Origin of the sequence: Paenibacillus sp. FSL H3-0321 (genome assembly GCF_038002865.1) — a bacterium.
In the GTDB taxonomy this organism is placed as follows: domain Bacteria; phylum Bacillota; class Bacilli; order Paenibacillales; family Paenibacillaceae; genus Paenibacillus_AQ.
Genome location: NZ_JBBODH010000001.1, coordinates 2,256,301 through 2,279,722 on the forward strand (window position 1 = coordinate 2,256,301; position 23,422 = coordinate 2,279,722).

The 23,422-nt window shown below is 47.7% G+C and carries 30 protein-coding genes, 1 tRNA gene and 1 pseudogene; 13 read left to right on the plus strand and 19 right to left on the minus strand.

Features of this window, described 5'->3' with window-relative positions; translation table 11 throughout:
• Positions 1–38: 38 nt before the first annotated feature.
• From MHI45_RS09930 to MHI45_RS09955, 6 genes are all read right to left on the minus strand, one after another.
• The gene (locus MHI45_RS09930; protein ID WP_076109972.1) at positions 39–1,049 is read right to left on the minus strand and encodes a sensor histidine kinase; all 1,011 of its coding nucleotides are present in this window, start codon (positions 1,047–1,049) and stop codon (positions 39–41) included.
• Positions 1,046–1,708 (minus strand): response regulator transcription factor, encoded by a 663-nt coding sequence (locus MHI45_RS09935; protein WP_038595296.1) that lies wholly within the window; start codon positions 1,706–1,708, stop codon positions 1,046–1,048. Before MHI45_RS09935 ends, MHI45_RS09930 begins: the two co-directional genes overlap by 4 nt.
• 43 nt (positions 1,709–1,751) lie before the next feature.
• On the minus strand, positions 1,752–2,516 hold the full coding sequence (locus MHI45_RS09940; RefSeq protein ID WP_076109973.1) for a hypothetical protein: 765 nt from the start codon (positions 2,514–2,516) through the stop codon (positions 1,752–1,754).
• A gap of 309 nt (positions 2,517–2,825) precedes the next feature.
• The gene (tnpA, locus tag MHI45_RS09945; protein ID WP_340899572.1) at positions 2,826–3,260 is read right to left on the minus strand and encodes an IS200/IS605 family transposase; all 435 of its coding nucleotides are present in this window, start codon (positions 3,258–3,260) and stop codon (positions 2,826–2,828) included.
• Positions 3,261–3,465: 205 nt separating this feature from the next.
• Positions 3,466–5,025, minus strand: a complete 1,560-nt coding sequence (locus tag MHI45_RS09950; protein WP_341119037.1) for an IS1182 family transposase — start codon at positions 5,023–5,025, stop codon at positions 3,466–3,468.
• Between the two features lie 395 nt (positions 5,026–5,420).
• Positions 5,421–5,633, minus strand: a complete 213-nt coding sequence (locus MHI45_RS09955; RefSeq protein WP_076109079.1) for a helix-turn-helix domain-containing protein — start codon at positions 5,631–5,633, stop codon at positions 5,421–5,423.
• A gap of 137 nt (positions 5,634–5,770) precedes the next feature.
• Here MHI45_RS09955 and MHI45_RS09960 point away from each other — a divergent pair, with 137 nt between their 5' ends.
• Positions 5,771–6,061 (plus strand): hypothetical protein, encoded by a 291-nt coding sequence (locus MHI45_RS09960; RefSeq protein ID WP_144024227.1) that lies wholly within the window; start codon positions 5,771–5,773, stop codon positions 6,059–6,061.
• Positions 6,062–6,152: 91 nt separating this feature from the next.
• Here MHI45_RS09960 and MHI45_RS09965 read toward each other — a convergent pair.
• From MHI45_RS09965 to MHI45_RS09975, 3 genes are all read right to left on the minus strand, one after another.
• Positions 6,153–6,238, minus strand: a tRNA-Leu gene (locus MHI45_RS09965).
• Positions 6,239–6,375: 137 nt separating this feature from the next.
• Complete coding sequence (locus MHI45_RS09970; protein ID WP_076109078.1) at positions 6,376–6,855, minus strand: WGxxGxxG family protein; 480 nt, start codon at positions 6,853–6,855, stop codon at positions 6,376–6,378.
• A gap of 69 nt (positions 6,856–6,924) precedes the next feature.
• Entirely contained in the window at positions 6,925–7,605 is a 681-nt protein-coding gene (locus MHI45_RS09975) for a M15 family metallopeptidase (RefSeq protein ID WP_076109077.1), read from the minus strand.
• A gap of 128 nt (positions 7,606–7,733) precedes the next feature.
• Between MHI45_RS09975 and MHI45_RS09980 the strand changes: the two genes are divergently transcribed.
• The 3 genes from MHI45_RS09980 to MHI45_RS09990 all read left to right on the plus strand — a co-directional run bounded on the left by MHI45_RS09980 (position 7,734) and on the right by MHI45_RS09990 (position 10,536).
• Complete coding sequence (locus MHI45_RS09980) at positions 7,734–7,895, plus strand: hypothetical protein (RefSeq protein WP_179091674.1); 162 nt, start codon at positions 7,734–7,736, stop codon at positions 7,893–7,895.
• Between the two features lie 173 nt (positions 7,896–8,068).
• On the plus strand, positions 8,069–8,959 hold the full coding sequence (locus MHI45_RS09985; protein WP_076109187.1) for an ATP-binding cassette domain-containing protein: 891 nt from the start codon (positions 8,069–8,071) through the stop codon (positions 8,957–8,959).
• Complete coding sequence (locus MHI45_RS09990) at positions 8,956–10,536, plus strand: hypothetical protein (RefSeq protein WP_076109076.1); 1,581 nt, start codon at positions 8,956–8,958, stop codon at positions 10,534–10,536. The genes MHI45_RS09985 and MHI45_RS09990 overlap by 4 nt, the downstream gene beginning before the upstream one ends.
• Before the next feature lie 26 nt (positions 10,537–10,562).
• Here MHI45_RS09990 and MHI45_RS09995 read toward each other — a convergent pair whose 3' ends face one another.
• Positions 10,563–10,904, minus strand: coding sequence for a YolD-like family protein (locus MHI45_RS09995; protein WP_038595306.1), 342 nt, complete (start codon positions 10,902–10,904; stop codon positions 10,563–10,565).
• Positions 10,905–11,184: 280 nt separating this feature from the next.
• Complete coding sequence (locus MHI45_RS10000) at positions 11,185–11,829, minus strand: hypothetical protein (RefSeq protein ID WP_076109075.1); 645 nt, start codon at positions 11,827–11,829, stop codon at positions 11,185–11,187.
• Positions 11,830–12,021: 192 nt separating this feature from the next.
• On the opposite strand from MHI45_RS10000, the gene MHI45_RS10005 reads away from it, so the two are divergent.
• Positions 12,022–12,522, plus strand: a complete 501-nt coding sequence (locus MHI45_RS10005; protein WP_038595308.1) for a PH domain-containing protein — start codon at positions 12,022–12,024, stop codon at positions 12,520–12,522.
• 16 nt (positions 12,523–12,538) lie between these two features.
• On the opposite strand, the gene MHI45_RS10010 is transcribed toward MHI45_RS10005, so the two are convergent.
• A complete protein-coding gene (locus MHI45_RS10010) occupies positions 12,539–14,014 on the minus strand; it encodes a glycosyl hydrolase (RefSeq protein ID WP_076109074.1) in 1,476 nt (491 codons plus the stop codon).
• Between the two features lie 241 nt (positions 14,015–14,255).
• Entirely contained in the window at positions 14,256–14,672 is a 417-nt protein-coding gene (locus MHI45_RS10015; RefSeq protein ID WP_038595311.1) for a cytidine deaminase, read from the minus strand.
• Positions 14,673–14,819: 147 nt separating this feature from the next.
• Between MHI45_RS10015 and MHI45_RS10020 the strand changes: the two genes are divergently transcribed.
• A complete protein-coding gene (locus MHI45_RS10020) occupies positions 14,820–15,257 on the plus strand; it encodes a NucA/NucB deoxyribonuclease domain-containing protein (protein WP_076109073.1) in 438 nt (145 codons plus the stop codon).
• Positions 15,258–15,608: 351 nt separating this feature from the next.
• Here the strand turns inward: MHI45_RS10020 and MHI45_RS10025 are convergent.
• A pseudogene (locus tag MHI45_RS10025) lies at positions 15,609–15,791 on the minus strand (hypothetical protein); the annotation flags it as partial.
• Between the two features lie 172 nt (positions 15,792–15,963).
• On the opposite strand from MHI45_RS10025, the gene MHI45_RS10030 reads away from it, so the two are divergent.
• Positions 15,964–16,101, plus strand: coding sequence for a hypothetical protein (locus tag MHI45_RS10030; RefSeq protein ID WP_156130945.1), 138 nt, complete (start codon positions 15,964–15,966; stop codon positions 16,099–16,101).
• A gap of 47 nt (positions 16,102–16,148) precedes the next feature.
• Here MHI45_RS10030 and MHI45_RS35150 read toward each other — a convergent pair whose 3' ends face one another.
• Complete coding sequence (locus MHI45_RS35150) at positions 16,149–16,307, minus strand: sporulation protein YjcZ (RefSeq protein ID WP_144024224.1); 159 nt, start codon at positions 16,305–16,307, stop codon at positions 16,149–16,151.
• A 307-nt stretch (positions 16,308–16,614) separates the two neighbouring features.
• On the opposite strand from MHI45_RS35150, the gene MHI45_RS10035 reads away from it, so the two are divergent.
• The 3 genes from MHI45_RS10035 (at position 16,615) to MHI45_RS10045 (ending at position 17,693) form a co-directional block, all read left to right on the plus strand.
• Positions 16,615–16,791 (plus strand): YjfB family protein, encoded by a 177-nt coding sequence (locus MHI45_RS10035; protein ID WP_076109072.1) that lies wholly within the window; start codon positions 16,615–16,617, stop codon positions 16,789–16,791.
• Positions 16,792–16,902: 111 nt separating this feature from the next.
• Complete coding sequence (locus MHI45_RS10040; RefSeq protein ID WP_076109071.1) at positions 16,903–17,445, plus strand: ImmA/IrrE family metallo-endopeptidase; 543 nt, start codon at positions 16,903–16,905, stop codon at positions 17,443–17,445.
• A gap of 83 nt (positions 17,446–17,528) precedes the next feature.
• Positions 17,529–17,693 carry a hypothetical protein gene (locus MHI45_RS10045; RefSeq protein WP_156130946.1) on the plus strand — a complete coding sequence of 55 codons (165 nt, stop codon included), beginning with the start codon at positions 17,529–17,531 and terminating at the stop codon, positions 17,691–17,693.
• Between the two features lie 738 nt (positions 17,694–18,431).
• Here MHI45_RS10045 and MHI45_RS10050 read toward each other — a convergent pair.
• Complete coding sequence (locus tag MHI45_RS10050) at positions 18,432–18,611, minus strand: hypothetical protein (RefSeq protein WP_144024223.1); 180 nt, start codon at positions 18,609–18,611, stop codon at positions 18,432–18,434.
• Between the two features lie 145 nt (positions 18,612–18,756).
• Here MHI45_RS10050 and MHI45_RS10055 point away from each other — a divergent pair, with 145 nt between their 5' ends.
• Positions 18,757–19,452, plus strand: a complete 696-nt coding sequence (locus MHI45_RS10055) for a WD40/YVTN/BNR-like repeat-containing protein (RefSeq protein ID WP_076109069.1) — start codon at positions 18,757–18,759, stop codon at positions 19,450–19,452.
• On the opposite strand, the gene MHI45_RS10060 is transcribed toward MHI45_RS10055, so the two are convergent.
• Positions 19,442–20,212, minus strand: coding sequence for a 2-phosphosulfolactate phosphatase (locus tag MHI45_RS10060; protein WP_076109068.1), 771 nt, complete (start codon positions 20,210–20,212; stop codon positions 19,442–19,444). The genes MHI45_RS10055 and MHI45_RS10060 overlap by 11 nt on opposite strands.
• 301 nt (positions 20,213–20,513) lie before the next feature.
• Here MHI45_RS10060 and MHI45_RS10065 point away from each other — a divergent pair, with 301 nt between their 5' ends.
• Together MHI45_RS10065 and MHI45_RS10070 are read left to right on the plus strand one after the other, a co-directional pair.
• Positions 20,514–21,350: a helix-turn-helix domain-containing protein gene (locus MHI45_RS10065; RefSeq protein ID WP_076109067.1), complete on the plus strand. Its 837-nt coding sequence runs from the start codon at positions 20,514–20,516 to the stop codon at positions 21,348–21,350.
• Between the two features lie 74 nt (positions 21,351–21,424).
• Positions 21,425–22,750 (plus strand): serine hydrolase domain-containing protein, encoded by a 1,326-nt coding sequence (locus MHI45_RS10070; RefSeq protein ID WP_076109066.1) that lies wholly within the window; start codon positions 21,425–21,427, stop codon positions 22,748–22,750.
• Between the two features lie 100 nt (positions 22,751–22,850).
• On the opposite strand, the gene MHI45_RS10075 is transcribed toward MHI45_RS10070, so the two are convergent.
• On the minus strand, positions 22,851–22,970 hold the full coding sequence (locus tag MHI45_RS10075; RefSeq protein WP_144024222.1) for a sporulation protein YjcZ: 120 nt from the start codon (positions 22,968–22,970) through the stop codon (positions 22,851–22,853).
• A gap of 104 nt (positions 22,971–23,074) precedes the next feature.
• Complete coding sequence (locus MHI45_RS10080; protein ID WP_038595321.1) at positions 23,075–23,323, minus strand: hypothetical protein; 249 nt, start codon at positions 23,321–23,323, stop codon at positions 23,075–23,077.
• Between the last annotated feature and the right edge of the window lie 99 nt (positions 23,324–23,422).

The following is a 23,422-nucleotide window of genomic DNA, read 5'->3' on the forward strand; positions in this document are numbered from 1 at the left end:
AAAATCTTTCATCTTTGAAAGATTCGAGTTCCTGTCCGCTACACTTTGGTGAAGCTTCCTTTCGGAAATTCCAAGATAATAGAAGTTCCTTCATCCGGATAAGATTCCGCCTCCAGATGTATTCCCAGCTTATCGCCTAAGCGCTTGCATATATACAAGCCCATCCCCGTTGATTTCTTCCGGATCCTTCCGTTCTCGCCGGTAAAGCCCTTGTCGAAAATCCGGGGTAAATCGCTCTCATTGATGCCTATACCATTGTCTTTTACCGTGAGTGCCAAGCCACTGGAAGCCGGAACGACTTGAAATCGAATTTCCGGAGAGTGCACATTTCGGTACTGTACGGCATTTGTAATCAGCTGCTTCAGAATGAACTCCACCCATTTACGGTCTGTATAAACAGTATGAGGTGAGGACTCTACGTCAACATGGACATTGTTTCTGAGCAAAATCTGTTTATTGTCGGCGATGGCTTGATGAACCATATCGGTAACCGAAACCTCTTTTACCAGAAAATCGCGTTCTGCTTCGTCGCTGCGGGCATAGTACAGGGCCTGCTCGGCATACAGATCGATTTTTTGCAGTTCGGAAAGTACTTTCGATGAGAGTTCCGACTTATTATTGGCACACATAATCTGAATGGCGGCGATCGGTGTTTTCACCTCATGAATCCATTGCTCAATGTAATCCTTGTACTCTTTCCGTTCACGTTTCGTTGCCGATACTTTTTCCAGCATAGATTTGTTGCACGCCTTCAATATTTTGAAATAAGCTAAGCCTTCACCTGTATCCGGAACATCCATAACTTCCGACAACAAATACTTATGTTCAAGTTCCTCCAGAAGAGCAAACGTCCGGCTAATTCTTTTGTTCTTTCCACGGTAATCAAGAAAGCTATACATTACTGCACCTGCAAGCCACACCAGAATAATTAATAGTACCTCTTCAAACTGAATATTGAGCGTGAGCAGGAGCAAGGTTAAAGTCAGCATGCCAAAGACATTCAGTACACCTACTAACAGCTGATCCTTAAGATATTGGCTTTTCTTCATACTTTGTATCCTTGCCCATATTTAGTCTGAATCAAGTTATCGATGCCAATCTGGCTGAGCTTGCTGCGGAGCCTTGTGACATGAACACTTAAAGCATTGTCATCAATATACAATTGATTGTCCCATAAATATTCCACCAGATCTGCTCTGGAGACCATTTGTCCCTGATGCTTGAACAGATAAGCTAGTATCTTGCTTTCATTTTTCGTCAACTCCACACTCTCGCCATGATAATGGACTTTACCTGTGTCCGAATAGAAGTAGACATCCCTGCAGGACAGATAATCTTTATTCTCGTTCGGGAACGCACGTCTGAGTAATGCCGTAATACGGGCAAGCAAAATAGAAGCATTATAAGGCTTGGTAATAAAATCATCTCCGCCTCTCATAATGCCGTTTAATTCATCCATATCTGTATTCCGGCTCGTTACAAAAATAATCGGAATGCCCGATTCCTCGCGTATTAGTGAACAAAGCTTAAAACCGTCAATACCAGGTAAGTTGATATCCAACAGAATCAGATTCGGATTCTCCAACGCGACTTCTTCAAGGATATTGGAGAAATGGACCGGTGCGCATACCGAGTAACCGTTAAACGACACCAGTATTGATAATTCTTCACGAATGGTCTCATCATCTTCCACAATCATAATCTTCATTGCTAACCACCTCTTCATGCAGAATTCCCAGGTGCCTCCGGACTCATAGCGGGTGGCTTGCAGCCGATCCATTGATGACAATGCAATACTGAATGTTACCGGGATAAAAATCGCGAAGAAAGGCATCTTCTTTCCCGCTCAGCATCGTAAAGGGCGATCCCTCATGGTCCAGTTTTACAACCGTCGCTCCGTCAGGAAATATTCCTTCAAACAACGCTTGCAGCGGCACGGGATAACTGATTTTTTTGATTTTAAAACGGTTTCCGGACTCAAGCAGTTCGTCGCAATCATTATAAATACAGCAAATTCTAACGACGGAATTTCGGACTGGGGATACATCAGAATCATTCAAGCGGTTCGCAAACGGTTCAATAATGTTAAATGGACTTCCGACATGAGAATTTCCGAATTGGCCAAAGTAATTATACCGGCTGTCGTTGGCCCTTATCTCCTCGGCAGTCCGTGTAAACATATAATTCTCCCGTATTTCGCGCGATTTTGTAACGCTCATTCCGCGCTTGATTCTTGTAAACATATCACTGCTCACTTTTAAAAAATCAGAAAAACGAACTCCTAAATACCCGGCATACTGTCCCCGGCAAGTCCTCAGGCTAGACATGAAAGCAAGCCATATTCCGGTAATATCACTCTCGGTACTAATATGCTCTTCTCTATATATTGACTGAAGTTGAACCACACAATCAATTACATTTTTAATATCTTCTGGTGGATTTCCGCATTCACGGATCAAGCTCACAATATAATCGAGAGATTTTCGAACTCCGCTGATGGAGTCGATGCCGATCACTTTGATCTTCCGCTCGGAGCAGCACTTGGCACAGCAATATTCCCCGGCGCTGGAACAGCCGTTGGTTATTTATTTGACGCTTACGTTAGGCACGACTTCAAATGCATTGTCTTGAATTTATCAATATAAGATCTATTTGAAGAACATTTATCTGACAAAAATCAAAACCACCCGTCAAACGGGTGGTTTGCTCTGAGGCTATAAGCCTCTGGTGCCGGCTAGCGTCTAAAGGCGCTGGCTTTCACTTCGTTCAAGCTACTATGCCTTTGCCTCTTTTGCCTACCCCTGAAGGGGTGCTTGGACTACCGGCTACCCCTTAAAGGGGTTTTCGTACTCTTTCACACTCAGCTTATCCAGCGCAATATCGTGACTTTCCTGCTCTTGGATGTATTTCTTAATTGTTGCCTCGTTGAGTCCTACGGTGCTTACGTAATAGCCTTCCGCCCAAAAATGACGATTTCCATACTTATACTTTAAATTTGCATGCTTATCGAAGATCATCAGCGCACTTTTCCCTTTTAGGTATCCCATAAAACTAGATACACTCATTTTCGGTGGGATACTGACCAGCATGTGGATATGATCTGGCATGAGGTGTCCCTCGATAATCTCTACCCCTTTATAGCCACAGAGTTGCTTTAGGATATCACGGATACTTTCCTTGTATTGATTGTAGATCACCTTTCGTCTATACTTTGGGGTGAATACGATATGGTATTTGCACATCCATTTGGTGTGTGCCATGCCTTCTCTGCTTGTGCCACAAAAAACCACCTTCTCCTTTCGTTATACATAGTAGCTTGAACACTCCTATTATAACGCTCGCATCAGGTGGTTTTTTGCTATAAGCATCACTACGGGGCTGTCTCAAAAGTAGATTTTCTATGAGCGGAGACAGGCCACCTTCAATTTTAAAAGCATAAAAGTCAATAGAGCAGCGCTCCTCCTGTTATTGGAGGAGCGCTGCTCTATGTTTTTGGTCCATGGCTGCTCGCTTCAGTAGATTGTGGGCAAGCGAAAGCCAACCGACCTCTAGCGTCACTTTTTCTATCCCGCGAAGCAGAAAACGCCGGAAGCCCCGGTTATTTTTTAGTTGTCCAAATACACTTTCTGGCTCCGTCATTCGACGTACAGCTAAGGCGTAGCCCTCTTCACTCCGCAACCGTTCCCGCGCTTGGTTCTGGTATCGCAGCCGTTCCAGACTGACGACCACCTCCCGATTTCCTGCCGCTTTCGTGCAACGCTCCTTTAGGGGGCAGCCGTCACAGGAGCTGCTTCGGTAATGACGTCTACGAATTTCATAGCCGCTCTCTAAGGTCTCCTTGCTTTCCCTGTGGAAATGCAGCATTTTCCCGGCTGGGCACGTCCAGTTATCCTCGGCTGCATCGTATGTCCAGTTCTCGATTTTACCAACATTCGTTTTCCAGGCCTTGCTCTTTTCCTTGTGGTAGCTGCCGTACTTCACCACCGCCTGAATCTCTTTCTTTTCCAGATAGGCGTAGTTTTCTTCGCTGCCGTAGCCTGCATCCGCAATGACTGTCTTTGGCAGTTTTCCGAGGATCTGCTGCGCTTTTTCCATATGCGGCTCTAAACAGCGGGTATCGGTCGGTCTTTGGTGTAAACTGTAGGCTAAAATAAATTGGTTTTCGGTCCCGATTTGCACATTGTATCCCGGTTTCAGCTGGCCATTTCGCATGTGGTCTTCTTTCATCCGCATAAACGTTGCATCTGGATCTGTCTTGCTGAAACTGTTCCGGTCACCAAGCAGCTTTTGGTATTGTTCGTACTTCAGCAGTCGGGGAAGCAAATCCTTGCGCAGCTTCCGAACAGCCTTTTTCAAGGGCTTGTCTTTCGGTTTTTGGGCCAGCTGAGCTTCGAGCTTTTGCACCACCTGTTCAAGTTTCACGCTGCTCACTTCGGAATCTGTGCCGAGTTCAGCCAGATCTTTACCTGGATTCTCTTGTTCTTCCTGCTCTTCTGCCGTTTCAATGTCAGCGAACAGGGCATGTACCTTGTCCTGCAGTGTGGCTTTGTGTTTACTGACGGCTTTTCCCCAAACAAACGTGTAGCGATTGGCGTTCGCCTCGATTTTGGTTCCGTCCACAAAGTAATGCTCGAGGGAAACGTATTTTTCGTCAGCCAGAAATTGAAGCACGGCGGTAAATACGGTTTCGAGAACGTTCTTCATCCGCTGGGAACGAAATCGATTCAACGTCCGAAAGTCTGGCCGCTGCCGACCGGCGAGCCACATGAAGGGGATGTTCTCCCGAATGGATTTGGCGATTTGGCGAGAGGAATAGATGCGCTGCGTGTAGGCGTAAATAATGACTTTGGTCAGCATTTTAGGATGGTAGCTGTCACGGCCACCACCCGGGTAGGCCACGTCAAAAATGCCGTCGTCCAGCCGGTTAACGGCGGCGTTGACGATACGAACGAGGTGATGTTCTGGAATATCTTCCTCCAGATCCATTGGCAAGCAAAGTTGGTCCATGGTATATTGAATGTACAAAAGAAACCTCTCCTTTGAAATGGTTGTGTGGTAACTCCATTTTACCAAAGGATGGTTTCTTTTTTTGCGTTTTTTAAAGATTGTAGATCCAATTCCCGCTTAAACAGCGGAGAGGACGGAACGATTGTGGAGAAGCGGCAGCGGTCGCCTTTGTCCCCGGATTTTCACCGCTAAGGAGAATAAATAAAATCTGGGGACAACAGCGATTGGAACAACGGTCCGTTCGCGGAGCGTCCACCCAAAAAGCTTACGTATCTCCTACGTTAAAAAAGGGCTGACCCAAGCAGCCATTTCATGGCTTTTGGGTCAGCCCCTTTTTGTTTCGCACGCTTCGCGTACTCAACTGGCTAAAGCCATAATAAAAGCACTCTCCCGAGTGCTCCTTCAATAACCATCTATTCTTCTGGCACATACTCAATTAAGTCTGACAGCTTGCATTGAAACATATCACAAAGTTTAAATAGCGTCTCCAACTTAATAGTCTCTAGGTTGGCTTCTCTGTACAGCTTATTAATTGAATTTCGACTAAGACCTGATTTCTCCATTAATTCGGTGATGTCGTCTATGCGATGTTTAGCCATTAGAACTCTTAAATTGCTTTTCAACAAAATGTTCCCCTCCAACTATTATGTATGATAATTGCAGACAACCAATTGACCTTATAGAGTTAAAATTCAGCTTTACAATTAACTCCACAAGGTTATATAATGACCTTATAAAGTTAAAAAACTTGGAGGTGTCCTGTTTGTTTGAATCTTTAGAAGCTTTAACTGATCCACTGATTCGCATACGGCTTGAAGCGATGTACCGTGAACTGTTGGACACCGATACTAACTATAAAGTGCTTTTACTGGAAAGCGATCAGTGCTTTCAGCAACTTAGGAACGCTCTCCCCGAGGAACAGCAGAAAGCTGCTTTCCTGTATGAGGACACTCAGTTGTCGCTTCAAGCCATTCTTGAGCGCTCCATCTATTTGCAGGGATTTAAAGATGCTCTTTATCTTTTTAATGAACTACAGATTTCAACACATTCTTAATTCGATTCTCTAATTACATTATCCTTTTTCTAACTTACGTGCAAAGAAAAGGCGCATTCACTTGAATGCGCCTTTTCACTATTACTATTGATGCCGAGGACGGGGGTCGAACCCGTACGGTACTCACGTACCGCAGGATTTTAAGTCCTGTGCGTCTGCCTGTTCCGCCACCCCGGCATGAAATGTGCGTTGTAACGCGACAAGAAATATAATATCACGTATCCAGCAAACACGCAATCAAAATCCCAAAAATTTTATTTGCAAAAAAACATCCCGGCCGGAGCCGGGACGGGTCAAGTTCAAGCGCACGGGTGCTAGTGGCGATCGCGTTCACCGCTTCTGCTGCGCATACCGGCCAGCCCCAGCAGGCCTACGAGTCCTAGCCAGCCCCAGTTGGAGCCTCTGCCGTTGGTTGTGGCAGCTGTAGTGGTGCTGGTCGCCCGGTATTTGGTGCCACGCGAGGTATCCGGATATTGTGTCAAGGTGTCGTTTGTTCCTGTACGGATCTTATCGTTCATGATCGAATCGTTCCTGTGTGTCGTTCCTGTAGTCCGGTTCATCAGGGTATTGTCTTCCTGGTTAAGCATAGGGGCTCCGGTTCTGGTCCCCATGTTGCCCATGGTGTTGCCTGTTCTATTCTCTGTTCTGTTCTCAGTCTTCAGTCCGTTTATTCCCGTATCAGGAACTGCCGAGCCCATTCCTCCCGTACCCGCAGCATTCGCTGCGTAACCGGCTCCAAGCAAACTCATCGATAATACTGTACCGCATGCAAGGCTTGTGATCAGCTTCTTCAAGTTGTTATGCCCCCTTCATGGTTTGTCGCTGATAATTTCCCCACAAGGTGCGGCATCTATTCATACAAGTTATTCCTTAACGAGGTTGACGGTCTTGCTTGCGGCATCATAAGTTACCTTGGCGCCAAGCGCTTCCGCCACTGCCCGCACAGGCGCATACGTTGTCCCGTTCTCCACAAGTCCGGTTGTGAGCTTACCCCCGTTCAGCATGATGGTGATCCCCTGCTCCTCTGCCGGTTCATTTCCGTTGATCTTGGCCAGAGCCTCTTGCACCTGTTGTTCAGTCGGACGCTTTCCGGCCAGTAGCTGAGCGGTTGTAAGTCCGAAGGTCATCTGCAGATGGGGATAGTCTTTAAAGGAAGTCCAATCACCGCCCCATTCAAACCCCAGCTGTTTAGCTACCTCAGCCACTTCCTGCCAATCTGCAACCTTATCGCTGTCTCCGTCCCGGTTCATATCCCAGGACACGTTGTTGCCATCCGGCAGCAGCAGCGCAAAATCAATGGCCAATCCGTAATTATGATAACTGCTGCCTCCCCGGGCATTCGTAACAATTGGTCCCTTCTTGGTTCTGCCCTGCGCATAAAGCGCATTCTGCTCTGCAATTGTGCGCATCCCCTGAGTAATGATGATGGGTACACCCTTGGCATAGCTCCGCTGGATCAACTCATCCGCAGCAGCTTGCAGCACGGGATGAAGTTTGCCCAGCGATCCGGCAGATTTACTCTTAACCTGATCCAATGTCAGCATATAATCACCCCCTGGTATAGTAAATGCCTTCTCATGCTGCATTGCTTGTATACCTGTCTTGATCAAGCTCCCGGTGGATGATTTCCGCAGGAAAAGGCTAAAATAACAATGAAGGGTGGGATAACACAATGGAGATTCACAGCGATAGCTACAAGGTGGCTGTACTTGCCGATCAGGAAGATGCCGTGGAGGTGATCCGCCAGGCCGAAGCGGCAATTGCCCAAATTACAGGCAACAAGGCCGTTACCCTGATCGCTTATGAGAAGACGGAGGCAACCGGCGTAAATTGAAATGAAATACCGGGATAAGCAGTTCATATCAGATGTGGAAAATAATAGATTCACATGGTAAAATCCATTTGTGAAACTCTTCACAGGGAGATTATTGCCATGACCTTACAGGGCACTTCCACGAGGAGTGCCTTTTGTATTTTGAAAACTTGAACTGGGTTTGGGGGGCAAATGTGAACATCACTATTCATAATGTAGAACAAGTGTACCGGAATAACAGCCATGCACTGTATCCGGTTGATTTGGAATTTCACGAAGGGGTTTACGGTCTGCTGGGACCAAACGGAGCAGGCAAGTCCACCTTGATGAATATTCTGACCATGGCCAAAAAGCCGACAAGCGGAACTGTCTACTGCAACGGTGTGGATATCAACACGATTCAGAACGAGTATAAAAGCAGGATCGGCTATTTGCCGCAAACCTTTGGACTGTTCCCGGCCTTGTCAGGCCGAGAATTCCTGATGTATGTTGCCGCTCTAAAAGGATTATCCAAGAGGCATGCAGCCGGCAGAATACAAGAGCTGTTAAGTGCGCTTAACTTGAATGAAGTCGGTGACCAGCATATCGCCAGCTACTCCGGCGGGATGAGGCAGCGGATCGGCATTGCCCAGGCTTTGCTTAACAATCCCAAGTTTCTGCTGCTGGATGAACCCTCGGTGGGACTCGATCCCGACGAACGGGTGAATTTGAAGAATCTCATTACCAAGGCCGCGCAAGACGCAACCGTGATCTACTCCACCCATATTGTGTCCGATATTGAAGCACTGGCAGGTAACATTATTATCATGAAGCAAGGCAGAATTCTGGCGGCTGGAGCCGTGAACCAATTGACAGAACCTGTAGAAGGCCTGGTATGGAAGATGAACGTGGATTACAGCGGGCTTGCTACCCTTCAGGACAAATACATATGCAGCAGCAGCAGTAGATCTAGCGACGGAATTGAGGTCCGTGTCCTTTCTTCAACACCGCCAAGCGCCGGGGCCGAGCCGGTCTATCCCACCCTTGAGGATGTCTACCTCTATCTCATCCACCAGGATAAGATCAAAGGAGAATCACCAGCATGACAAGAGCCTCCGCCTTAAATCTCCTGTCTGTATCTCTGGTCCTGGTGAAAGAACGCATACGAAGAGCAAGCTTTCTGTGGACAATCGTTGTTTTTGCGTGCTGTACTTATTATTACTTTCCGGCGAGTGATACTACCGGCAGCCTAACCACCGTTATTAAAAACAGTCTCCTTGACGGGCACTACAGAGGGACCTATAACTCCGTATGGATGGGTCTGCTGGTGGTGTTGTTTTTTAACTGTCTGCTGCTATTCGGGGGCATCTTCCTGATCCGAAACTCCATCGGAAAAGATGTTACGCTGCAACTGGAGATGTACTATACTACCTCTCCCCTAAATGTGCATCAATATGCGGAATCCAAACGTTTGGCAAATTTCCTCTACCTTGCGCTGGTTGCCATGGCCGTTGAAGTCATGGCTCTGATCATGCAGCTCAGCAGGGGCGAAAGTTATGCGATTGAGCCTCTTTCCTACATAGCGCCTTTTGTACTGCTGATTTTACCCTTTATCTATGTATTATCCAGCGTGACGGTTTGCATAGAGCTACTCCCCCCGCTGCGCAGAAATCTCGGCAATCTGCTGTTGTTTATCCTGTCCTACGCCTATCTCTCCATCGTATTCGCCGGTGCGAACAAAACAGAGATCAATCCGTACTTCGATGTTACCGGTCTGCAGTTTATCGTTAAGAATGTATTCAGCCAGTTCAGGCAGTACTTTGCGCTGCCCCGTCCAAATGATCCTTCCATTTCCTTTTTTGAGACGATCGGCGATTATAACAACACTTTTCAGATGTACACCATGACTTGGGAGTTCAAATTTGTGATCAGCCGGATCGTTATCGTGCTGGTTGCGTTTATATTTATGCATCTGCTCGTTGCCTTAACAAGCTATGAAAGGATCTTCGGAACCTCCCGTACCCGGGTCAAACCGGCAAAAGCAAACCGCAGCTCAGCCCGGAAACTGGCGAAATCTCTAGTACCGGTGAATCCAGCCTATACGGCCCCGGCTCCAGAACCTTTTAAGGCCCAATTCATCAGCATCATCCCTTACGAACTGAGGATTGCCTTCAGGGGATCTGAAAAGCTAATGCTGCTGGTGCTCCCTTTGCTTGCTGCCCAGTATTTCCCGTCCATATACAGCTTGCATGCGATAGGATTCCGGCTGGCCTCCCTAATGCCTCTGTTTATTCTGTCAGGCAGCGGGTTTCACAAGCAAGAGGCCTATATTTACGCCACTGTAGCCTATAAGAATAAATACTATTTCAGTAAAATAATCATGTATATACTGCTGCTTGCCTTATTTTTCTCCGGGACCTTGTTCAATTTATTCGTACACGCTCAGTACGCCGGGATACTTTCGCTCATTGTGGGAATTACGTTTGCCGTTGCATCCGCCAGCCTCACCGTTGTTGTTCCCCCTAATCTGTTCAATGTCCTGTACATGTTGATGTGGTATATGGGCATCATTCAAAAGATAGAGGTCCTGAACGTTTACAGCAATTCGGGGAATGGCTGGATCACCGGCTTCTATGGAGCAGCGGCACTTCTGATGATGGTCTTCTCCTACAAAAAAATATAATCCGCATGCATTCCGGCAACCGATCATCAAACGATGTAGACTTCTAAAATATCATCCACGTTGACCCATTTCCATTCCTCCGCCCACTGCAGCTTGAATTCGCGCGAGTGGGTGTGAATGGAGGTCACAAAGCCGCTCAGCAGCTTGCGCTCAAAAGGATCAAACAGAACAACCGTCACACGGACATGCGCCCGCAGCGACAGAGCCAGCGTACACTCGATCTCTTCCAGCTTCTGTTCATCCAGAATCGGCTTAATCGTGCGCAACGTTTCCCGTTCGTCTCTTATAATCCGGCTTTTATGCTCCGGCAGCATCATCCGGCTGCTCTCCCACAGGCCATTGCCTTTCAGCTTCTTGCCGAGTGTCATTGCCATTCCCCCCCGATGGTTAATACATCACTTATGCTCTATATAACACGAACGTATGTTTGTATTATATCCGCAGTTCCGCTTTTTAATCAACCAGAAATAAATGACAGAGGGAAGTGACTGTTTTCCACAAAATAGATCTATAATACTATATATTGTAAATGAAAAAATCGGCTGCTCCATTCCCAATAACGAATAAAAAGGCGCACACAGCCTGTAGCTGTGAAGCGCCTTTTACCATTTTGTAAGGACGGACCTCAACATTAATTGTGCGTATTCCTTATTTGCCGCCGGTAACGGTCGATGTCCCGGAATTTGTGCTATTCTCTGTCGTCGGAGCCAGCTTTACGTCCGTACTGCCCACTGCTTTACCAGACTCCGCATCCGCAGTCCCCGCAGCTTCTGTACCGATCTCGTCTTCGATCAGCCCTACGGCAGCCCTTGCTTCGTTCAGCTTGGAAATGCCATACAGCATCGCCACATCCGCCTGCTGGTTCATTGCATTGAACTCATCGGCCGTAACGTCGGGAGAAACGGCGCTTTTCGAGGCTTGCTCTTTAATGGAGTACGCGCTTTTAAAAGCGATCATTGATTCACTCAGTAGTTTTTGAACCTCTTCAGGCAGGCTTTTGGAAATCTTCACATCCCCCACCTCATCGGAAATTTCCGATGTCGTATCCTGAAATTGATCAACCGCTTTCTCCAGCTCCTTATCCGAGGCTTTTCCTGTCGAATAAGAGGTTAAAGTAGTGTTGAAATTATCCAGGGAAGACTTGCCCTTTTCATCGAATTTTGACATCTTGTCGTAGAAGTTTTGTACGGTCTCCTGCGCTTCTTCCGCTGATGCAGGGGCTGAACTATTATTGCTGCAGGCGCTGAGGATAACCACCACCATAAGTAATCCTGTCAGTAAAGCTTTTCTCATTTTTGAATCCCTCCACTTAACAGAATAATGGCGGCTTTTGCAAAGTGCAAATGAAAATATTGTAAAATGGCCCCGAATGAAACATTTTCCTAAAATTAAGCGTATTCATGGGTAAAAAGATCTCCGGCCGTGACCGGAAATCTAATGGTATACTATAATCATTTCATCCGGAATAAGAGAGGAAGATCCCTTATGGCTTATTGCACAGCCTGTGGCGCAGAAAACAAGCAGAGTGCCAAATTTTGCGGAAAATGCGGAGCACCTGTCGATGGAACGGTTCCAGCGGCACCGCACCAAACGTCGGCTAAAGGAATGTCCGGCTCCGGCTCAGGTCCGGAAGTCGAGCTGTGGGAGGGCAAACCCGCCGGCATTTCCGACCGCCTCAAAGGCCTCATAGGCCTTAACACAACTACCTACACGATCACCAGTCAGCGGATTATGGTCAAGACCGGACTTATCGGCAAGGATCTCGAAGAAGTTGAACTGCTGCGGGTAAATGATTTCTCGGTGGCCCAGTCCATTCCGGACCGTCTGCTTGGAATCGGAACGCTTACCGTGTTCTCCGATGATCCTTCATCACCACAGCTTTTGTTCCGGAAAATCCGCAAGGTGCAGTCTGTGAAGGATGTGCTGCGAGGCGCTGTCCGCAACGAAAAAATTGCCAACAACATCAGCTACCGCGAGCAAATCTAAGCTTTTGCGGCAGCCGTTACGGAAGATACAACGCTCCGGCCGGAATAACGCCTTTAGGCTGGCTGGAGCTTTCCCACATTAACACCGCCTTCGCATCGCCCTGGTTCTCATAATACTCCACCTTCAGCTCATGCAGCTTGCCGGCAATCAGGCCGATGCTGCCCTTGCGCTCCTGCCCGCTTTGCTTCATCCAGCTGTCAATCACCAGCACTCCGTCAACCCACACCCGGATGCCGTCGTCTGAGGAAGTGTAAATCGTATAGCCCTCGCTGTAGCCCGCCTTCAGTCTGCCGCTCCAGCGCACTGAGAATAAATTGGCCGGAACCGCCGGATCGGGAGCACCCTGCTTCCAGATGAAATTAATATTGGCATCGGTGCGGACCAGCGCCGGATTGCCGCTAAGTGACGCATTATTGTAATACTCTCCCCGAAGTCCTGGCAACGAAGTTGCCGGAGGCGCCGTGACTGGTTCCGCAGCCTTGACCGTATACTCTGACCGCGTGAGTACAAAGCTGTCCTTCATAAAAGACTTAATAACCGCATCGCTGTTATTCTCGTACAGCAATTTGCCCCAGGTCATCTGGTACGACCATTTATTCTGCGAACCTGCCAGCAGGGCCGGGGACGGCAGCTGCCCGTTCTCCCCAATGGCTATCAGCTTGCCCCGCCCCAGATCCCAAAGGGTGTCGTGGTGACTCTTTTTGAAATCACCCTCATAAATATCCAGCGCCAGCACATCCACTCTTCCCGCACCGGGATAATAACCCGCAGGCTCGTCACACCACTGATTTTTGGCATTCGGGCTCCACACCCAGAGCAGATTATGCAGCTTATGATAAACCGTATACCGTTCGAACATAAGGTTCCAAAGCTCGGTAAAGCGGCGTTTTTGCCCCCACCAGAACCATCCGCCGTTCATTTCATGGTACGGTCTCCATAACACGGGCACACCGGCATCCCTCAGTTTTTTTAAAGAAAGGGCCGTCTTGTCCAGATCCTTCATTAACGCATTGTATTGAGCGGTGCCGGGAGTGAGGTATTTGGCAAAATCACCTTCGCTAAGACTCATAGAGACATTGGACCAGGCCGGAGCCGTACCCGGTAAATGGGCATGGTAGCTCATCGTCACAATTCCGCCCGCCTTATGCCAGCGCACTGCACTGTCCACCACCGCCTGACGCTGGCTCTCTATAACTGTCTCTGTCTGATTGTTGATCGCACCCAGCTCATAGCCGTGGAGCGCGGCAGATTGTCCGCAGGTATTCTTCAGCTTGTTGCTGAATTCATCCGGACTCTCCAGATAATCATGCTGCCCGCTGAGGATCGCTGTGCCTTGCAGCGAATATAACGTATTCAGCAGCTTCAAGGCCGGAGGCGCCAGTTCGGTGTCCGCCGGAGTTCTAAGCAGACTGCTGAATGCTGCCTGCCACTGGGCATCATTCACCAGCATTGAAGCCGAATCGAGCATACCCCGGAGTATACGCTGTTCCATCCTTGTTCACCCTCCCTTGGTTTTATACCATGTTATGACAAGGTATGGGACAAAGTGGCGGCGGATGGACAACAAACGGACAAAATTATCGGTTCCCACAAAGAAACGGCTCCGCTCTCCGTTTCCAGTGCTAGCAAAAAAGAGCCCGAAGGCTCTTTGGTTTGTGTCTCCGGCCTGGGTTAGCATGGCCTGCCGATCTCATCGACTCTAGACGTATGTATAATGCCGGTACGGCTGCCTCCTACCTCGCATACCGCAAAGGCAGCAAATCAATAATGTCGACCTTGGTCAGGTTGTCATCCTCGATTAGAATGACCTTGCAATCCTTGCCATAGTCAGCGATCAGCTCCCGGCACATGCCGCAAGGTGAGACAACCTTGATCTCTCTGTCCTCGCTGTCCGGGTCCGGGTGCCTCACTGCAACGATGGTATCGAACTCCTTGTACCCCTCGGAAATTGCCTTGCCGATCACCATCGCTTCCGCACACACAGTAACCCGGGAGAGGCTGGCCTCGAGGTGAACCGCCGTGAAGATCTCTCCCGTCTTGGTGCGCAGGGCCGCACTGACATGATGCCGCTCCCACTCATACCGTTTCTTGATAATCTCTACCGCAGAGGCGATAAGCGTCTGGTCTTCAATTGAAATCTCTTTTCCCATCTTCCTGTCCCCCCTTCATTTTCCTAACTTAGTATACTAAAGGACACTGAATTTACGCTATACTAATTAAGCCTATGCTTCCGATGCCAGTTTTAACGAAACCGAGTCCACGAAGCTATGCTCACAAAACTTTTAGGAGGAGCAGATGTGAAAAAGAAGAAATTCATCCCCAGTCTTATCATCATTGCACTGTTGGTCCTGGCAGCTTACTGGTTTGAAGATAATGACCAGAACGTCACGACGCCTTCTTCGGAAGACTCCGAGGTAGTCCAGCTCGAATTCCCGGCGGATCGTTACCCGGAGACAGCCGGACATATCCAGGAGGCAATCAGCAGCGGAGAATCGGCGATCTGCACCATCAACCGGGGAGAAGCCGAAGCGAACCGCAAGGAATCCTTAAAAGGGGTGCCGACCAAAAAAGGCTACGACCGTGATGAATGGCCGATGGCCATGTGTGACGAAGGCGGCGCCGGAGCCGACATTGAATACATAACGCCAAGCGATAACCGCGGGGCAGGAAGCTGGGTAGGCAATCAGCTGGAGGATTTTGCCGACGGAACAAAGGTAGAATTCATGTTCAAATAACAAAGAAACGGATGCCGTCCTCCCGGAGGGTATCCGTTTCTTTGTGTAAATAGCGCTACGCAGATTGCTTCAGTCCCTCCAGTGGCCGCTGATCGAAGTATGCGCTCCAGGCTCGGGAGTTTCCCAGGCCACCAAAATAACCGCCGATTCTATTGGCTGTGGCGGCTGCCATTGGATATGACCCTCCAGCACCAGCTCGCGAAATCCGGAATAGATTCCCGCCGGTGTCCGCCCGCTGAGCCTTGCAAGCTCTGGCAGTGTTGGCATCCTCCGGAAATGGTTGCTGAAATGGTACATGATCCTCAGCAGCTTGCGCGCTGTATCATCAGCATAACGGGCCTTTGCCTGTCGCCAGGCAAGGATGTTTGCTGTCCGGAATACCCTTGGACCGCCCGTGGTCAGACAAGTGGCCCGGAGCAGCCCGCCTTTAATCCCATGAACCTCAATTCTGCGCTGGGTGATGTTCCCCGACTTGTCCTCATATATGATCTCAATAACCTGCCCGATCAGCTTCTCCAATTCTTTTGCACTCATGTAAACCGCCTCCTTTAGAAAGCCCAGGAATATTTGTATGTATTATATGCGAACAAACGTTCTTTATGCAATCTTCCGTGAATTAGGCGTAATATAAAGTGGGATAATATTCCACGCGCGGAGAGCCAAGGTGTTCTATATTTGTTATCGGGGAAAAAGGCTTTACGGGCCCATGTCTGAGGAAGAAGCCTTCAAGGAATGGTTTGCACTTGCAGGCACGGTAAAAGAACTCTATATCATTGAAGTCGACGAAACCACGGGAAGAATCAAACGTCAGATTGGACCCACAGCCCGTAAAAAAAAGAAATAGCCCCATCTGGCATATGCCTGACGGGGCAGCATTCGATTGAGTCTGATTTAGAATATACAGGCTTTTGTAATAATTACCAGAAGAATAAAGAGAACCAGAATGGAGGTTGTCGATGTCCATGGACTTACTACCGGCACAACTACCGGAGGACCTTGGTTTACTCCACCGACGTTATTACCGCAACCGCAACCATAATCTACACCCATTATTTAAATTCCTCCTCGTGAATATTGAATACAGCACAGAATATGTCAAAGCCTGATCTACCGTATGGGCCAAACGGCAAAGAAATGTCATTCACCTAAAGTATCGGCCTGTCATTGTCGATATACAGTATGTAAATTCAAAGCAGTGGAGCTTCAAAAAACTTAGCGTATGCTTTCGATGTGAGCTTTGTACGAAGAACTTTCAGGAAGCATTGCTCACAAAACTTAGCGCATGCTTCCGAAGCGAGTTTTTTGTGACGCAGCATCTAAAGTAGTAAAGCTTCAAAAAACTTTCAGGAGGTGCAACATGGACATTGCTGCATTATCAATGGCGATGAGTCAAGCGTCCCTACACCAGGCTGCAGGGCTGCAAGTCATGAATATTGCCACAAAAACGACTGAGATCCAAAGCCAGAATCTGGTCCAAATGCTCCAGCAGAGCCCACACCCCAACTTGGGAAAAACACTTGATATTGTAGTTTGATTGATTTATGCTTATATACATAAGAACATGAGTTCCGGTTATCCTTGAGCCCTTTGGGCTTTTCTTTTGGCCAATAATACGAACATACGATCCTATATCGAGGTGATTCCCATGCAATCCTACTATCAAATGACCGCCCTGGAGAAATGGACTGAAGATTTATATCAGCGGTTGAACGTGCAACAGCCGTCGCAAATCTCCATCGAGTACATATCGGAGCGGCTGAATATCTGGATTCATTATCTGGATGTAAGAAGCAAGAGCATTGAAGCCTCTGCAGGCATGTACAGCATGTTTATTGACAGCCGCCTTCCTCCCGGGCTGCAGCGTCTTGAGTTCCTCCATGAGCTCTGCCATTTGCTTCGCCATGCCGGTAACCACACGCTGATGCCCGAACAGTTCACACAGTCACAGGAGGATGAATCCGAGCGTTTTATCCTTTATGCGGCGATGCCTTACTCCATGATTTCCGCCAGAACATTACCTGAACTCCGTGAAGATGCCGTCCAATATATCGCTTCAACCTTTCAGGTCCCTGCTGAGCTGGCCATGCAGCGGATTGACCAGATTCAGAGGCGAGTGTTCCAGGGGCAATTGATGGCTGTGATGGAAAGGAACGAAGACAGAAATTTAATCCACCGACATATTCGGTAAACGCTGCGGGGATAATAAGTCTATGCATAATGAAATGCAGAGACCTTATGTATAGGGTGAATTTACCCGTAAGGGGGAACGAAATGGACGCCATTCAAGTCATCCAGTTATTAATGACCCATCCGGATTACAGCGTGGATGCAGTTCATCCCGATATCCCGGATTTTGTTGGCATTGAGACCATTGAGGTCGATCATGAAACCCAGACCTTCTCCATTCTGCTGCAAGAACCGAAGGAAGAAGATTAAGGGAACCCATGGACAAAAAAAGTGACCCCGCCGGCGTCCGGCAGGGTCCATATCTATTAATAAGGGGGGTATGTGTATACTATAAGCCCGTTAGCTTAAGCCCTAATGAAATCCCGCTGAAGATGAACTGAATCTTTTACTAGAGCGTGTCTTCAAACTGGAAGAGCTCTGGGGAAGCAGAGATTTGAAAGTAGGGCCCCTAAAAGCCTGCAGCGGGTTCGTGTACTCGAGGGACGGACTCAGGAGACGCTATGGAGAGTAAAACCCCTGTTTATTCTCTTTTGCGGACCCAGACGACATTATCTGCTCTGCATTCTATCAAGAAGCGGCCATCAGGGAGAAATAACTGCGCTGGAGTCCGTTTTCCTACTGTAACAGGCTAAAATCTCCAAATAAGTGCAACTCGGTCCATTCATGCTAGAGTCAGGAATAAACTTTCCGGACGCACACACGCCTTCGGAAGAAGTGCGAAGTCTCTGAAACACCGAAACGTAAGCCTCCACCGAAAAAACTACCTAGTGGCGAAATGCCTTTCTCCGCGTGTGATCAGAAAATGCTACTGTACCCATGATTCCTTAGGGCATACAGCAGCAGGTTTTGGCGGGTCAAGCGCTTTGAAGACACGCCCTAGTCCCTATGATAGTATCGTAGAAATCGCAGCATGTATTCTTGTTCATCCTGATAGCGCTTGTCTGACTTACACTATGCGTTCATGAGAAGAACGAATGAACACGCTGGCTAGCCTGCACTCACAAACTGCATTACGCCTATTGCCGTCAGCAGGAAAAACACGATCAGAATCCCCCATATTACCCTGCGCAATATTTTTCCGGGGTCATTGCCGGGTGGATGCCCGCCTTGATTCTCCAGCGTAGCTATCCGGCGCTCAAGCTCTTGAATTTTCTTTTGCTCAGACATATTCTCCATCTCCTTTTTCTGTGTATACTCAATAAAACGCTTCCAAATCCAAAAAGTTTCATAAAAGGAAATTAACCTTTCTTTCATCTCTCTGTAACCTATCTCCCAATTTATTCCTTTACTATGGGAGGAGGAGGGGATTTCCATGAAAACACTCTGGGTTCTTATGTCCGTAATCCAGCTTATGTTCGCATACAGTCCGCAAGCCGGTAACATAGATGAAGATAATAACATCCGTACATTCCAATATTCTTTAGAAGCTGGGTATAGCTGGAAGGCAACTTCTGCAGGTTCAGGAATGTATCAGGCAGATAACCGTATCTATATGAGTAATGACAGAGGCATATCCTGGCATAAGCTGAGCGATTCCTTGAGCGGCACTTTGCCAAGCGGCCCCATTGGAGACCTCAAGTTTAAGACGAAGGACACTGGATGGATTACGATCCATTCTCCACGACAAGGCGATATTGGACTATATAAGACAACCGATGGCGGAATTCACTGGACCAAAGAGCAGCTTGAAGTACCTTCCAAATACGCTGCCGTTCAGTTTAATCCTGCCTCTCCTATATTTTTCACCTCTACAAATTATGGAATCGTCCTACTGAATGAGATCGGGCTGCTGAACGAGAAAGGCCAGACTGAAACCTCTCTACTCTTCTATGCAACGCAAGACAATGGACGTCATTGGACCCCCATCATGGATAGACCTGAGGGAGAATGGAACGGTTTATCCTGGAAGGCCTCTTTGGATCAGAAATCCGCAAGCTACTCATGGAATATTACTATCGGCGATAGAACCTGGACTTCATCCAATGGGGAAATCTGGTCTATGAAATAAGATCCTTAGCATTTATAAAACGGGTATCTTGAAGAATAGGCACAGCACTGCTAATATTCACCTGGCAGCAATAGGTCACATCGTCTTCATACCCGCGCTCACGGAGTTCACGGGCACTCGCACAATCCCATATAAGCTCCCTGATGGTTTTGCTGGAGTACTTCAAAGCTCCAATACAGACCTCAGCCTCAGGAGATTTGCTGCCGGTTAATTGGGAAAGAATCAGACCTGCACCTAAATAATCTTCAATGCCTGGACGCAAATTATTTTCACCATCCCTAACATCGGACCACCTTTCACCGCAGGGAACCACAGTGATGTTTGCCTGCAATTGCTGCATTAAACGGTTAGCAACCTCAGCCACGGCAGACGCATTAAGGAAACACCCGATGAGCAGCGCCGGCACCTGTGAAGCAATCCATGTACAAGCAGCACCATTTAATGAACATAATACAAAGTCACGGCCAAAATCAGCAGAACTAAACGACAATGGTGACAGGGAATGCCCGCCTTCTCTTATCGCCTCCGCTCTTCCCCAGACGATTTCCGCACTGTTGGCTCTGGCATAGGCTTTGGCATTCTCATTGATTGGCGGGGGATACGGAAAGACATTAGCCTTGTGCTGAACCGCAGTCACTACCGTAGAAGAGAAGCTGAGCACATCAACTATGATCACAATGTCCCCACGTTCAGACGCGGCCCGCGCTCCTCTTTGTCCCCATTCCACTTTGACTTTATACGGTGTCTGGTCATAAAACATCGGACTTCCTCCTTTATCCCAATATATTCTTCAATCACTAATACACCAAGGTAAAATGCGATCCATGTCCCCTGAATGTTAATACTCATCAAACGATTCGCTGCCGCCTCTTTTTTATAGGCAGTAGATAATATTTGCTATAATATAAAGTAAAAATATACAATGGTTCCTTCATAACCAGCTTCTTCGGGAAAGATGCCTCCAAACCGCTTATCCTCAGATGGGTATCTGCGCTTGTTGTAGCGGGTATTCTGCTCTATATTTTTATCTTTGATGATCTTTCAGATTAGGAGGACATTTGATGAGCTCCCCCTTTGTCCCAGTTCAAGCCCGCTCCTCCATTCTTAACTTGCCCGGTAAATATAACGAATGGAGGCCAAGTGTTAAATTACATAAATATGTATACTGTTACTGGATGTCTGCCATCCGCAGTTCCCAAGACTCCCTAAGCCCAATTTCAATATCCGGCAGGAAGGAAATGATTGCCCCCGACGGCTGCATCGATATCGTATTCCAGATAGGACAAGATAGGGCAACCCTTCATGGCATGATCGTTGGCACGTTGGACCGGTCACTTTATGTGGATCTGGCGTATGACCGCCTGCACACCTTCGGAATCCGATTTTATCCGGGAGGGCTGCAGGCTTTCTTGAGGGAACCGGCTGATTTATTCACGAACCAAATCCTTGACCTAAGCGAGATATGGAAAGAACTCCAGACGGAGTTAACCGGCCATCTGCAGACTGCTGCTTCCACGGAACACTTTATACTTCTGACCGACCGCAGCCTTCTTTCCAGATTAAGTGACTGCCCGGCCGGGGATGATCTTTTTCAGAACGCCCTTGTCCAAATTTGGCAAGCTCAGGGAATTCTCACGGTCAAAGAGCTCGCACGAAGAGAATGCGTCAGTGAACGGCAGCTGAGGAGAATCTTCTATGAACGCACCGGCGTAGGTACCAAAACCTTTACGCGAATCATGCGCTTTCAAAGCGTTCTCGGGATGCTGAACAGGATAGGAGGCAAAAACTTGACCGATGCCGCACTGCAGACCGGATATTATGATCAGGCTCATTTCATACATGAATTTCAAAGCATCTGCGGGCTGCTTCCCAGTGAATATATCAAAAATATGAACTAAGTCTGTCCGTTTTTTACAATTCAGTTGTTGTCATGCCTTATACAATAGAGCAATACAGGAATTAGGAGGTAGACATGACAAATATTCAAATCAGGCTGGAACAATACATGCAAACCTGGGAGGATGCGGAACGCTTTAGCGGAACCGTGCTGGTTGCCCAAGGAGATCGTATTTTATTGGAGAAGGGATATGGCTACGGAAATCATGAGTATGCCATGCCGAATACCCCCTCCACTATTTATAATATAGGCAGCATCACTAAGCTGTTCACGGCAGCGGCTGTATTGCAGCTGTATGACCGGCAGAAGCTTCGCCTGAACGATCCTATGGAAACTTATTTTCCCGGTTATAGACACGGAGACCGCATCACCATTCATCATTTACTGTCCTGCACCTCGGGGATACCGGATTACACAGAGCTGAGCCAATATAGTCCAAGAGACCGGCTTTCTGCCGAGAGCATTCGGGAGTGGTTAAATCACGAACCGTTGCAAGGTGAACCTGGACAGCAAGTGCAGAAGAGCAACTCGAATTTTGTCTTCCTCGCCAGAATCGTTGAGATTGTGTCGGGCATGGAGATCGGCGCTTATTACGAGAAATTTTTATTTGCTCCGCTCGGACTTAAACATACCGGAATAAGCTGCAATGAGGAGATTCTCCCCAATAAGGCATACGGGTATTCCTGCTCGGGTGAAGGCGTAGTCTGTGCAGAGTATTACGATATGTCTGGTGCCTTTGGAAGCGGATTTCTCTATTCCACTGCGGCCGATTTGTTCACATGGACCAAGGCGCTGGGCAGCGGCACAGTAATAAGCAAGGAAGCCTATGAACGTATGCTTACTCCTTACGGATATTTGTGGTACCTGGAGGCTTCGGTGGGATATGGCTGTTGTGTAAAGGGTGAGCCTGCTGAAGAAATGTTTATGGACGGGAATATTTATGGATACACCTGCACCCTGCAACGGTACATATCCGGGGACCTCACCGTAATTGTACTCAGCAATAACGATGCCAGCCCTGTAGCCCGCCTTGTAAAGGGCCTGAGAAGCATTCTGTACACTGGGGCGACCTCCATAATAGTCAAACCGGAACTTGCGGACGCCGCGGACTATGAACAATATAGACACTTCGCGGGGGTGTACTGCTTTCCGCCAATGGGCTGGCATTTTACAATTCATTATGAAGAAGGCCTGCTGTATGTAGACCGGCTGTTCAATCAGGAGTTCAAAAAAAAGAAGTTCCAGCTTAAATTAGTTGCAGATACCGCGGAAGCTGTAGTACTGGCCTGCGTGGTGTGTGACAGCACCTTTACTTTTCATAAGGCTACGGAAGTAAAGTTCCAGCAGGTAACCTACAGTTTCGATACCTTGAACCTGCCTTATGAGAGATCCGGCGGATAAACCGGTAAACAATAAAGCAGCGGAAGCCTGAGCAGAAACAATACTCTTGGCAGCCGCTGCATTTGTGTGTGTGTAACTTAGGAAGCTAGATAAGCAGAAGTTACAGCCAGAATGATTTGGTAATAATTACGAGCAAAATAAACAATACCAGAATTGCCGCAGTCGATGTGCCAATACCGCCAACATGACCTACATTTTCTCCGCATCCACATGAACCCATTTCCCATTCCTCCTTCAAAAGTGAGTACAGCATAGAATATGCAGAATGTCCTTCACTGCTTGGGTGAAATGGAAATGTGTTGTTATGCATTCAGCCGGTCTGGTTTATTTATCCGCCATGAATGTTACGTATGTTGCTGCTGCAAATACAACAACCAGCACCAAAGAAATAACACCCATAATCCGTTCATTTTTCCAGGCACGAATTGTGTTTGCAATATATAGGATCATGAGCCCTGCCATCATTAGCGACAGGTTGATGCCCGTTATAAACAACACAACAAACCCAATCATTACACAACCCCAAATAATCATGAACCACAAAGGATAATTTTTAAAGATCGTTTTAAGCATTTTCCGCCTGCCTCTATTCCATCTCAAATTTATACTTCCCTATAATCTCACAATCCAGTCTCGCTAGCAACGGAGGAAGTTTGTCCGGCAGCCGTAAAC

Excerpts from the sequence above, each read along its gene's own strand:
- MHI45_RS10035 (WP_076109072.1), top strand. The coding sequence starts at position 16,615 with ATGGACATTGCTGCATTATCAATGGCGATGAGTCAAGCGTCCCTACAC.
- MHI45_RS09990 (WP_076109076.1), top strand. The coding sequence starts at position 8,956 with ATGACAAGAGCCTCCGCCTTAAATCTCCTGTCTGTATCTCTGGTCCTG.
- MHI45_RS10010 (WP_076109074.1), bottom strand. The coding sequence starts at position 14,014 with ATGGAACAGCGTATACTCCGGGGTATGCTCGATTCGGCTTCAATGCTG.
- MHI45_RS10005 (WP_038595308.1), top strand. The coding sequence starts at position 12,022 with ATGGCTTATTGCACAGCCTGTGGCGCAGAAAACAAGCAGAGTGCCAAA.
- MHI45_RS10015 (WP_038595311.1), bottom strand. The coding sequence starts at position 14,672 with ATGGGAAAAGAGATTTCAATTGAAGACCAGACGCTTATCGCCTCTGCG.
- MHI45_RS09980 (WP_179091674.1), top strand. The coding sequence starts at position 7,734 with ATGGAGATTCACAGCGATAGCTACAAGGTGGCTGTACTTGCCGATCAG.
- MHI45_RS10000 (WP_076109075.1), bottom strand. The coding sequence starts at position 11,829 with ATGAGAAAAGCTTTACTGACAGGATTACTTATGGTGGTGGTTATCCTC.
- MHI45_RS09995 (WP_038595306.1), bottom strand. The coding sequence starts at position 10,904 with ATGACACTCGGCAAGAAGCTGAAAGGCAATGGCCTGTGGGAGAGCAGC.
- MHI45_RS10065 (WP_076109067.1), top strand. The coding sequence starts at position 20,514 with ATGAGCTCCCCCTTTGTCCCAGTTCAAGCCCGCTCCTCCATTCTTAAC.
- MHI45_RS10040 (WP_076109071.1), top strand. The coding sequence starts at position 16,903 with ATGCAATCCTACTATCAAATGACCGCCCTGGAGAAATGGACTGAAGAT.
- MHI45_RS10080 (WP_038595321.1), bottom strand. The coding sequence starts at position 23,323 with ATGCTTAAAACGATCTTTAAAAATTATCCTTTGTGGTTCATGATTATT.
- MHI45_RS09975 (WP_076109077.1), bottom strand. The coding sequence starts at position 7,605 with ATGCTGACATTGGATCAGGTTAAGAGTAAATCTGCCGGATCGCTGGGC.
- MHI45_RS35150 (WP_144024224.1), bottom strand. The coding sequence starts at position 16,307 with ATGGGTGTAGATTATGGTTGCGGTTGCGGTAATAACGTCGGTGGAGTA.
- tnpA (WP_340899572.1), bottom strand. The coding sequence starts at position 3,260 with ATGGCACACACCAAATGGATGTGCAAATACCATATCGTATTCACCCCA.
- MHI45_RS10070 (WP_076109066.1), top strand. The coding sequence starts at position 21,425 with ATGACAAATATTCAAATCAGGCTGGAACAATACATGCAAACCTGGGAG.
- MHI45_RS10055 (WP_076109069.1), top strand. The coding sequence starts at position 18,757 with ATGAAAACACTCTGGGTTCTTATGTCCGTAATCCAGCTTATGTTCGCA.
- MHI45_RS10045 (WP_156130946.1), top strand. The coding sequence starts at position 17,529 with ATGGACGCCATTCAAGTCATCCAGTTATTAATGACCCATCCGGATTAC.
- MHI45_RS10075 (WP_144024222.1), bottom strand. The coding sequence starts at position 22,970 with ATGGGTTCATGTGGATGCGGAGAAAATGTAGGTCATGTTGGCGGTATT.
- MHI45_RS09930 (WP_076109972.1), bottom strand. The coding sequence starts at position 1,049 with ATGAAGAAAAGCCAATATCTTAAGGATCAGCTGTTAGTAGGTGTACTG.
- MHI45_RS10030 (WP_156130945.1), top strand. The coding sequence starts at position 15,964 with ATGTCTGAGGAAGAAGCCTTCAAGGAATGGTTTGCACTTGCAGGCACG.
- MHI45_RS09935 (WP_038595296.1), bottom strand. The coding sequence starts at position 1,708 with ATGAAGATTATGATTGTGGAAGATGATGAGACCATTCGTGAAGAATTA.
- MHI45_RS10050 (WP_144024223.1), bottom strand. The coding sequence starts at position 18,611 with ATGTCTGAGCAAAAGAAAATTCAAGAGCTTGAGCGCCGGATAGCTACG.
- MHI45_RS10060 (WP_076109068.1), bottom strand. The coding sequence starts at position 20,212 with ATGTTTTATGACCAGACACCGTATAAAGTCAAAGTGGAATGGGGACAA.